This window comes from Streptomyces blattellae (assembly GCF_009709555.1).
GTDB classification, from domain to species: domain Bacteria; phylum Actinomycetota; class Actinomycetes; order Streptomycetales; family Streptomycetaceae; genus Streptomyces; species Streptomyces blattellae.
The window spans coordinates 158,702-168,221 of the sequence record NZ_WJBG01000158.1 but is presented as its reverse complement, the minus strand read 5'-3'; the positions used below and the strand labels follow the sequence as shown (position 1 = coordinate 168,221).

The window sequence follows — 9,520 nt, the reverse complement described above, 5'->3', positions numbered from 1 at the left end:
CGGTCATGTCGAGGTCGCTCCTCCGCCCGTCCGTGACGAGGACCGGAGCGACGATCACCTGACCGTCACCGTCCGGCGCGCGGGCGGCGCTGCGGACGGCACGTATGAGCTGTACTGCCATCCCGCCGGCGGCAGCCACCCCGAGGCGGGCGCCGCGTGCGCGGCTGCCGATCGGAGCACGCGGTGGGGGAAGGAAACCTTTGCTCCCGTGCCCGAGGGCACCATCTGCACCATGCAGTACGGCGGCGACGCCACCGCCCATGTCACCGGAACGTGGGGCGGGCGGCCCGTCAACGCGACGTACAGCCGCAGTGACGGGTGCGAGATCGCCCGGTGGGACCGGCTTGTGCCGCTGTTGCCCGATCTCGCCCGGTCCTGACGGTCCTGACGGTCCTGGCCGGTCCTGGCGGTCCTGAGTGGCAGCGCGGCCCACCTCGTGGTCCTTGTCATTGCAAGGCCCTCTCCCAGAGACCTGATGACAGAGCCAGAGCGTGCCGTAAAAGTCCCGCGAAGGTCTCGCGACGTGAGGGTGGGGGAAAACGCAGGGTCACGCGTTCGGGGTGGTCTTTCGCGTCACGTCGTCGTCACTTCCTCGTGCGACCTCCCTCTCATCCGGCGTCGCGAGCGCAACCGCAGCCCTTAGACTCCCTCGCGTGACACACCGCGGGCAGGTTGGCAAGATGGCCCGAGCAGTGGGCAAGGTGCGGTAACAGGGAGGAAGCGTCTCGTGAGCAGCAGGCCATCCCGAGGCGCTGCTCGCCTCGCAGCCATACTGGACGCGCTTCCCGATGCGTTGGTGCTGGTCAACGCCAATGGGACCGTCGTGAACGCCAACACCATCGCGCTTGAGGCCTTCGAAGCGCCCGGTACCGCGCTCGTCGGTCGCGGGCTGCTCGATCTGCTGCCGGAATTCGACTCCAAGCTCATCCCGGGGTCCATGCGGCGGCCCGATCACATCGATCCGCGAGGGCGCACCAAGCCGACGCGGATGATCGCCCGCAGAACGGACGGCAGCGAGTTCCCCGTCGAGGTCACCAGCGCGAACCTGGAGAACGGGCAGCAGGCCTACGACAGCTACGGCTACACCTCCGACGAACTGCTGATGCTCGTCGTACGGGACCTGTCGGGCACCGTCGACACCGAGGCCGAGCTGGCGCGTTCGCAGCGGCAGACCGAGATGATTCTGCGGGCCGCGGCCGAGGGTGTGGTGGGCACGGACACCGACGGGCGGATCGTGCTCGTCAATCCGGCTGCCGCTCAGATACTGGGTTACCGGGCCAGTGATCTCGGCGGGCGCGAGCTGCACGACCTGATGCTGCACTCGCGCGCCGACGGTACGCCGTTCCCGTACGCGGAGTCCCCGCTCGCCGACACCCTGCGCTCCGGGCGCAAGCACCGGGTGCGCGGGCAGGTGTTGTGGTCCAAGAAGGGCGAGAAGGTCTCGGTCGACCTGACGACCGCGCCGGTGCGCGACGGTGACCAGCTCGTCGGTGCCGTGCTGACCTTCACCGACCGGCGGCCCTACGACACCCTGGCCGAGGAGAAGGCCGCCGCCGAGAAGAGCCACGCTCAGGAGCTGGAGCGGCTCGGCGAGGAGCACGCCTCAGATCTCACCGCGCTGCGCCAGCAGCACGTCACCGAGATCGAGGAACTTCGGGAGGAGCACGAGGAGGAGCTCGCGGCCGGCGAGGACCGGTACGCCGCGCTCGCCGAACGGGAGAAGGACCGGTTCGAGGCGCTCGCCGGGCGGCACGACCAGTTGCTGACGCTGCTGGGGCGGTCGCTGCGGGGACCGCTCGACGAGTTGCGGCGGGAGCTGTCGGCCCTTGCCGCCGATGACGCCGGGCAGCTTTGGCCCGAGGCGAACCAGGTTCTTCACCATCTGTCCGCCGGGTACTCGCGGATCACCCAGCTCATCGACAACGTCCTCGCGTACCAGCTGATCGACGCGGGCAGTGAGCAGATCGTCCGCACGAAGGTGATGCTCGACGCCGTCGTCGCCGCCGGTGTCGACGGGGCGGTCGAGCTGATCGGGCCGGGCCGGGTGCAGTTCGCCGTACACGCGCCGCCCATCGAGGCCGAGGTCGATCCGGCCCGCCTCGCCACCGCGCTCGCGCATCTCGTCGCGGATGTCGCCGGGGTCGACGCGACCGGGAACTCGCCCATGTCCGCGGGCGGTTACATGGACAACACGGTCGTGGTCGCGGCGGCGCAGCGCGGTGAGGTCGTACGGATCGAGGTGCGCGGGCCGTATGCCGGGGGAGACCCGGTGCACGAGCCGATCGTCCGCGGGATCGTGCGGGCGCACGGTGGCGTGCTGCAGACGCATGAGGTGCCGGGGATGAGCGGCAGCGCGTTCGTCCTCGAAGTGCCGATCGGCGGCGGCGCGGGCTCGGTGCCGGCGCCTGCCGATGCGGCGGCTGAGGCGCAGGAGGCCGAACAGAATTCCGCAGGCGGGCGGCGGCGGGCCCGGCGGTCCTCCGTGGACGCCTTCCTGGAGGGCGAGGTGCCGGGTGCCGGCGGCTCTGGTGGCTCCGGTGGGTCCGGTGGCTCCGGTGGCTCCGGTGGGTCCGGTGGCTCCGGTGGCTCCGAGGGTTCGGCGCCCACCGGGCGGCGGAGGAGGCGTGCGGCCGAGATCGAGGGGCCGGGTGCGGCTCCGGGTACGGCCGCTCTTCCGGCGCAGGCTTCGGGTGACGGGTCCGGGGGTACCGGGCGGCGGCGAGGACGGCCTGCCGAGGGTGCGGATGCTGGTACGGCGGCCGGTACGGGCGTCGAGGCCGCTGCCGGGGTGTCCGAGGGTGCCGTCGTCACGGCCGCAGAGCATGCCGCCGGGGCCGCGGCCTCCGGTTCCGGCCTGGGCGGTACGGTGCCGCCGCAGGGCGTACCCACCCCCGACGGTGCCGTGCCTGCGCAGAACCGGGCCCAGCAGGCACTGCCGCCCGCGCTGCCCGCTGCCCCCGACCGGGCCGCCGCGGAGAACGCGCAGCCGACCGGTCGGCGCCGGCGTGCCCTGGCCGCCGCCAACGAACGTGCCGCCGCACAGGAAGCGGCCCCGCGCGCGGTGTTCGCCCTGCCGCCCGCCGACGCCGACCAGGCGCCCGGAGGCGCCCGGGAGCAGGCACCCGTACAGATTCCGGCACCCGGTGCGTCCGGGGACGGCCTGATCAATGGCGGGCTGATCAATGACGGCCTGATCGCCGACGGGCTGATGGACGACGGCCCGATGGACGACGGGCTGATCGACGACGGGCTGATCGACGACGGGCGGCACGACGCCGTACCGCACGACCAGTCCGAGGACCACACCCCGCCGCAGCCGCACCCCGCGAACGCGCCGACGGGACGTCGGCGGAGGGCGGTCGCCCAGCCGGCGGCTGCAACCGCGGCGGAGCCGACAGGGGCTTCCGCGCAGCAGGGGGCCGGGCAGGGTGCACCTGGGCAGGCGAGGCAGGCCGTGGCCGGACAGCCGGGGGCGACCGTTCCGCCGCAGGGGACCGGGGTTCCGGCGGCACAGGCGACACCGGGGCAACCGGTTCCGCAACACGCGTCCCCAGGGCAACCGGTTTCAGGGACCACGCCCCAGGGGCAACCGGTTCCGGCAGCGCAGGCGAACGAAGGCGCGGCGCCCATGGGGCACCCGGTCCCCGGACAGCCCGGTCGACCCAGTCAGCCCGGCGTGAACCCGTCGACGCAGGCAGGCATTCCCGGCGCACCCCAGCCGACGCAGTCAGCCGCGCCCGTCCGGCCCGGCGCGACCGTGGCCCAGCAGGCTGCCGCGGCTCAGGCGCAGCCCGTACCGACGGTCCCCGGCCAGCCGGTGCAGACGGGCCCGGCGACGCAGCCGGTCCCCGCGCAGCCGGTCCCCGCGCAGCCGGTCCCCGCGCAGCCGGTCCCCGCGCAGGCAGGTCCCACGCAGGCAGGCCCCGCACCCGCGGCCCAGGCTGCTGCCTCGGGTGCCGTGGGGGCCTCGGGTGCCGCAGATGCCTCGGCTGCTCAAGTCGCCCCGGGCACCCACGCTCAGAACTCCCCCGCACCGCAGCCCGGCCTGCCCGCCCCGCAGGCGGCCGGCGTCCAGACGGCAGGCCCTGCTCCGCACACCGCCGCTGGCCACCCGCACCCCACGGAGGCCGCGCCCGGTCAGGCCGGTGGGCCCCAGGGCACGCCCGCGCCCCAGTCGTGGCCCGCGGCCGACGGCAGTTCGGGCGCGGGCATCCCCGTACCGGCGAACGCGGCCACACCCGCCCCGGCGCCGCCGAACCCGACCGGCGCCGCCGTGCCTCCCAACGGTGCCGCCGCCCCCGTACCACCGAACGCGCCCCTGCCGCCCGAGAACACCGCCGCGCAGCAGCGGGCCGCGCAGCCGTTGCCCGCCGAGGCGGCCGCTGCCGCTGTCGCTCCCGTGGACCCCAACTCCACGCAGGGGCGGGCGATCAGTGTGCGGACGTTGGGGCAGGGGGTGCCGTTCAGCAGGCAGGCGGCGCAGGTGCAGCAGGCGGCGTCCGCGCCGGCGGCACTGCCGCCCTCGCAGCAGACGGGCGGCGGCCGGCGACGAAAGCTGGGGACACCGCCCGACCGGCCCGACCAGGCGGCCCGGCCGCATCCCTCGGGCGAGCAGACGTCGGCGCGCGGATCGCGGCTGGCACAGTCCACCGAGGCCGCCGGACGGTCGTACGCCATAGGCGCACCGGACGAGAACGCCGCCGAGGGGCCCGAGCCGCTGGACGGTCCCGGTGGGGCCGTCGAGGTCTCGGAGCCGCCGCGGCCACAGCCGATGGACGACGAGCTGCCGCCGGAGCCGCTGGACAATCCGCGCCGGCTGCTGGTGTGGCCCGCGCCGGACGTCACCACACAGCAGGCGCTGAGCGATCGCGGGTACCGGCCGGTCATCGTGAACTCGCGCGAGGAGGTCGACGCGCAGATCGCCGCCTTCCCCGCCGCGCTGTTCGTCGATCCGCTGACCGGGCCGATCACGCGGACGGCACTGCAGTCGTTGCGGCAGGCGGCCGTGGCCGCCCAGGTGCCGGTGATGGTCACGGCCGGGCTGGGGCAGGCGACGCGGGAGGCGGCGTACGGCGCCGATCCCGCCGTACTGCTGAAGGCGCTCGCGCCCCGCGACAGTGAGCAGCATCCGCCGCGTGTTCTGCTGATCGAGGAGCATGCGGAGATCGCGCTGGCGCTGACCGCGACGCTGGAGCGGCGCGGGATGCAGGTGGCGCGGGCGGCGAGCGATGCCGACGCGGTGACGCTGGCGGGGCAGTTCCGGCCGAACCTCGTGGTGATGGACCTGCTGCAGGTCCATCGGCGGCAGGCCGGGATCGTCGACTGGCTGCGCGCGAACGGGCAGCTCAACCGCACCCCGCTCGTCGTCTACACCGCCGCCGTCGACCAGGCCGACCTGCCGCGGCTGGCGTCCGGCGAGACCGTGCTGTTCCTCGCGGAACGGTCCACCAGCATGGAGGTGCAGAGCCGGATCGTGGACCTGCTCGCCCGCATCGGCACCAACTGAGCTCCGCTGGAACTGGCCGAACGGGCCGAACGGGCCGAACGGGCCGAACGGGCCGAACGGGCGGAATTGGTGGAAATGGTGGAAATTCCGCCAGGTGTTGTCGGTACGCTGCGGCGCCGTCCTGGCTGGTCGCTCCCTCAAGTCCTCGGCTTTGCTCGAACGCGGCTGACCCTCATCGCAGCGGGCGCATACCCGGCGCCGACTGGTCACCGTGCTCTCCCCGGCCACCGCGCTGGCGCTGCTCGCGGGTTCCTCGGCCCCCGGCACCGGGGCTCTCGCTGCCGCCGTGTTCATCGCCTCCGCCACGACCGTCGTACCCCAGCTGCTCGTTCCGCTGGTCGCTGCCCGCGCCCCCGCCGCACGCCGTGCCCGCCATGTCGCCGCCGTCATCGCGGGGCTGTTCACCGGGATCGTCGCCGCGCGGGTCCTCGGCGGGCTGGTCTGGGAGGCCTTCGGCTGGCGGGTGGTGTTCATCGGCGCCGCGGTGCTGACCGCCGTACTCGGCCTGGCCACCGCGCTCGTCCTGCCGGACGAGGGGCTGCGGCACACCGGCCCGCTGTTCGCCGGGCTCGTCTCACTGCCGGGAGTCGTGCGCCGCTCGCCCGACCTGTGGCGCGCATGCCTGCGGCAGGCCGGGATGTTCGGCGCCTGGAGCGCCCTGTGGACCTTGATCGCCCTGCTGCTGACGGGGGAGTCGTACGGCCTGACCACCGCCACCGCCGGACTCTTCGGCCTGTTCGGTCTCGCGGCCAGCGCGGTCGCGCCGCTGGCGGGCGGACTCGTCGACCGCTTCGGCGCCGCCAAGGTCGTACGGTCCGCGTTTGCGCTCGCCGCCGTGTCCGTACCGCTCTTCTGGCTCGGCGGGCACGTGATGTGGGCCCTGTTCGTCGCCGCCATCGTGATCCACGCGGCCCTGGTCGCCTCCCAGATCGCCAACCAGACCCTGGCCCTGACCACCACCTCCACTCCCGCCACCGCCAACACCGCCTATGTCGTGGCCGGTTTCGCGGGCGGCGCGATCGCGTCAGCCCTCGCCGGGAGCGCCTTCAGCCACTGGGGCTGGAGCGGGGTGTGCGCGGTGGCCGGGGTGTGGCTGGTGTTGGGGTGGGTGGCTACTTCGATACGACGGTGAGTTCGGGCGTCCGCGTCCGATACGGCGGTGAGGCGGGCGCCCGCCGAGCAGGGAACGTAGGAAGGCGGGTGCCCTGCCCGGCGTACGCCCCCGTCCGTCAGAGCTTGGTGACGTCCAGCTTGCCGTCGGCGTACTGCCTTCGGAGGACCTTTTTGTCGAACTTGCCGACGCTCGTCTTCGGGACGGCCTCGATGATGGTCCAGCGCTCCGGGAGCTGCCACTTGGCGATCTTGCCCTCGCCGGCGAGGAAGGTGCGCAGGGTCTCGAAGTCGGCCGTGGCGCCCTCCCTCAGTACGACCGTGGCGAGCGGGCGTTCGCCCCACTTCTCGTCGGGGACGGCGACGACGGCGGCCTCGGCGACGTCCGGGTGGGACATCAGCGCGTTCTCCAGCTCGACCGAGGAGATCCACTCGCCGCCGGACTTGATGACGTCCTTGGCGCGGTCGGTGAGGGTGAGGAAGCCGTCGGCGGAGATCGTGCCGACGTCGCCCGTCTTCAGCCAGCCGTCCTCGCTGAACTTGTCGGCGGGGCGCAGGGGTTCGGAGTCGGGGCCGTTGTAGTAGGCGCCGGCGATCCAGGGGCCGCGGACCTCCAGCTCGCCCGCCGACTCGCCGTCCCAGGGGAGACGCTCGCCGGCGGGGCCGGTGAGTCGGGCCTCGACGCTCGTGGGGAAACGGCCCTGAGTGAGGCGGTAGGCGAACTCCTCCTCGGTGCCGACCACGTGGGCCGGCGGGCGGGCGATGGTGCCGAGCGGGGAGGTCTCCGTCATCCCCCAGGCGTGGCAGACCCGCATGCCGAGCTTGTCGAACGCCGCCATCAGCGAGGGCGGACAGGCCGAGCCGCCGATGGTGACCTGGGTGAGGGTGGAGACGTCACGTGGGCGGGCGGTCAGCTCGGCGAGCAGGCCCTGCCAGATGGTGGGGACGGCGGCCGCGTGCGTCGGCTTCTCGCGCTCGATCATCTCGGCGAGCGGGGCGGGCTGCAGGAAGCGGTCCGGCATCAGCACGTTCACGCCGGTCATGAAGGTCGCGTGCGGCAGGCCCCAGGCGTTGACGTGGAACTGGGGGACCACGACCAGCGAGATGTCCTGGTCGGTCAGGCCCATCGACTGGGCCATGTTGACCTGCATGGAGTGCAGGTAGATCGAACGGTGGCTGAACACCACGCCCTTGGGGTCGCCGGTCGTCCCGGAGGTGTAGCACATCGCCGCGGCCTGGCGCTCGTCCAGCTCCGGCCACTCGTACGTCGTCGGCTTCCCGGCGATCAGCTCCTCGTACGTGTGCACCTGCGCGGTGACGTCCGCGAGCAGCGACAGGTCGCCGGGGCCGGACACGACCACGTGCTCGACCGTCTTGAGGTGCGGCAGCAGCGGGGCGAGCAACGGCAGCAGCGAACCGTTGACGATCACCACCCGGTCGGCCGCGTGGTTCACGATCCAGGCGAGTTGCTCGACCGGGAGGCGCAGATTGAGGGTGTGCAGGACCGCGCCCATGGAGGGGATCGCGAAGTAGGCCTCGACGTGCTCCGCGTTGTTCCACATCATCGTCGCCACGCGCTCGTCGTCCGCGACCCCGAGGTCCTCGTGCAGGGCGTGCGCCAACTGGGCCGCTCGGGCGCCGATCTCGGCGAAGGACCGCCGGTGGGGCTCCTCGCCCGTCCAGGTGATCACCTGCGATGTGCCGTGGATCGCCGACCCGTGGGTCAGGATCCTTGAGATCAGCAGCGGTACGTCCTGCATGGTGCTCAGCACGGCGTCCTCCCGGGCGACATTGCCTACGCGGTAGTAAGGGCTGGGCTGATTCTGCTCACATACCGCGGGGTATGTCACCAGGCGCGGGTGATCGATCACGTCAATCACGTCACCTTGTGTTCACCATGGTGGGACGGTACGGCGCACCAGGCGCCCTTCACCGTAACGGGACGGCGGGACGGCGGGACGGCGGGACGGCGGGACGGCGGGACGGCGGAACGGTACAGGCCACAGCACGTCAGGCATCCTTGTGCCCGACAGCCCGACAGCCCGAACGCCCCCGCACCACCGCGCCGAACGTCCGAACCTCCGAACGCCGTAGAGGCCCCTAGCGGACCAGCCCCAGCTCCGGGTCCTCGCGCAGCTTGCCGAGGGCGCGGGACACCGCCGACTTCACCGTGCCCACCGAGACGCCGAGCACCTCGGCCGTCTGGGCTTCGCTGAGGTCCTCGTAGTACCGCAGGACGACCATCGCGCGCTGCCGTGCGGGCAATTTGGAGATCGCCCGCCACATCGCGTCGTGCAGCGCCTGCTGCTCGGCCGGGTCGTCCCCGCCGGGGACCGGCTCGGGCTCCGGCAGCTCGTCGCACGCGAACTCGTCGACCTTGCGCTTGCGCCACTGCGACGTTCGGGTGTTCAGCAGAGCCCGGCGCACATAGCCGTCGAGCGCACGGTGGTCCTCGATCCGCTCCCAGGCGACATACGTCTTGGTGAGCGCCGTCTGCAGCAGATCCTCCGCGTCGCTCGGGTTCGCGGTGAGCGACCGGGCGGTACGCAGCAGCACCGGCTGACGCGCCTTGACGTACGACGAGAACGACGGGTACGTCAGCGACCGCGTCGCGGCGTGGGAAGCGCTGGTGCAGACGGTTCTGGTCATGACTCCACGCTATGAGCGACTCCCTCTCCGGCGGATCGGCCGCAGGTCCCGAAGCGCACTCCCCCTCAGGTTGTAGGGGTGGCGCCGACGGCACCTCCTGAGGGTGGACCGTAGGAGGACACGTACTGCGGGTTTACCCCTGGGGGCTACGACCACGGTGCCGGGATACCCATGCCGGGGTGCCCATGCCGGCGCGGCGATCCCGGGTGCGAGGGTGCCCATGCCAGCGCGGCAATCCGGTGCCGGGAAGCCCAC

General features: G+C 72.8%; 4 protein-coding genes and 1 pseudogene. 3 read left to right on the top strand and 2 right to left on the bottom strand.

The window, feature by feature from the left end:
• The 3 genes and pseudogenes from GFH49_RS19195 to GFH49_RS19185 all read left to right on the top strand — a co-directional run.
• Positions 1 to 379, top strand: a 379-nt coding sequence (locus tag GFH49_RS19195) for an SSI family serine proteinase inhibitor (protein ID WP_155057294.1), incomplete at its 5' end; no start/stop codon positions are given.
• Between the two features lie 348 nt (positions 380 to 727).
• Positions 728 to 5,506: a hybrid sensor histidine kinase/response regulator gene (locus tag GFH49_RS19190; RefSeq protein WP_155057293.1), complete on the top strand. Its 4,779-nt coding sequence runs from the start codon at positions 728 to 730 to the stop codon at positions 5,504 to 5,506.
• Between the two features lie 193 nt (positions 5,507 to 5,699).
• Positions 5,700 to 6,638 (top strand): annotated as a pseudogene (locus GFH49_RS19185) (MFS transporter); the annotation flags it as partial.
• A gap of 97 nt (positions 6,639 to 6,735) precedes the next feature.
• Here GFH49_RS19185 and GFH49_RS19180 read toward each other — a convergent pair.
• Positions 6,736 to 8,376, bottom strand: a complete 1,641-nt coding sequence (locus GFH49_RS19180) for a long-chain fatty acid--CoA ligase (protein WP_155057308.1) — start codon at positions 8,374 to 8,376, stop codon at positions 6,736 to 6,738.
• A 340-nt stretch (positions 8,377 to 8,716) separates the two neighbouring features.
• Positions 8,717 to 9,265 carry a SigE family RNA polymerase sigma factor gene (locus tag GFH49_RS19175; protein WP_155057292.1) on the bottom strand — a complete coding sequence of 183 codons (549 nt, stop codon included), beginning with the start codon at positions 9,263 to 9,265 and terminating at the stop codon, positions 8,717 to 8,719.
• Between the last annotated feature and the right edge of the window lie 255 nt (positions 9,266 to 9,520).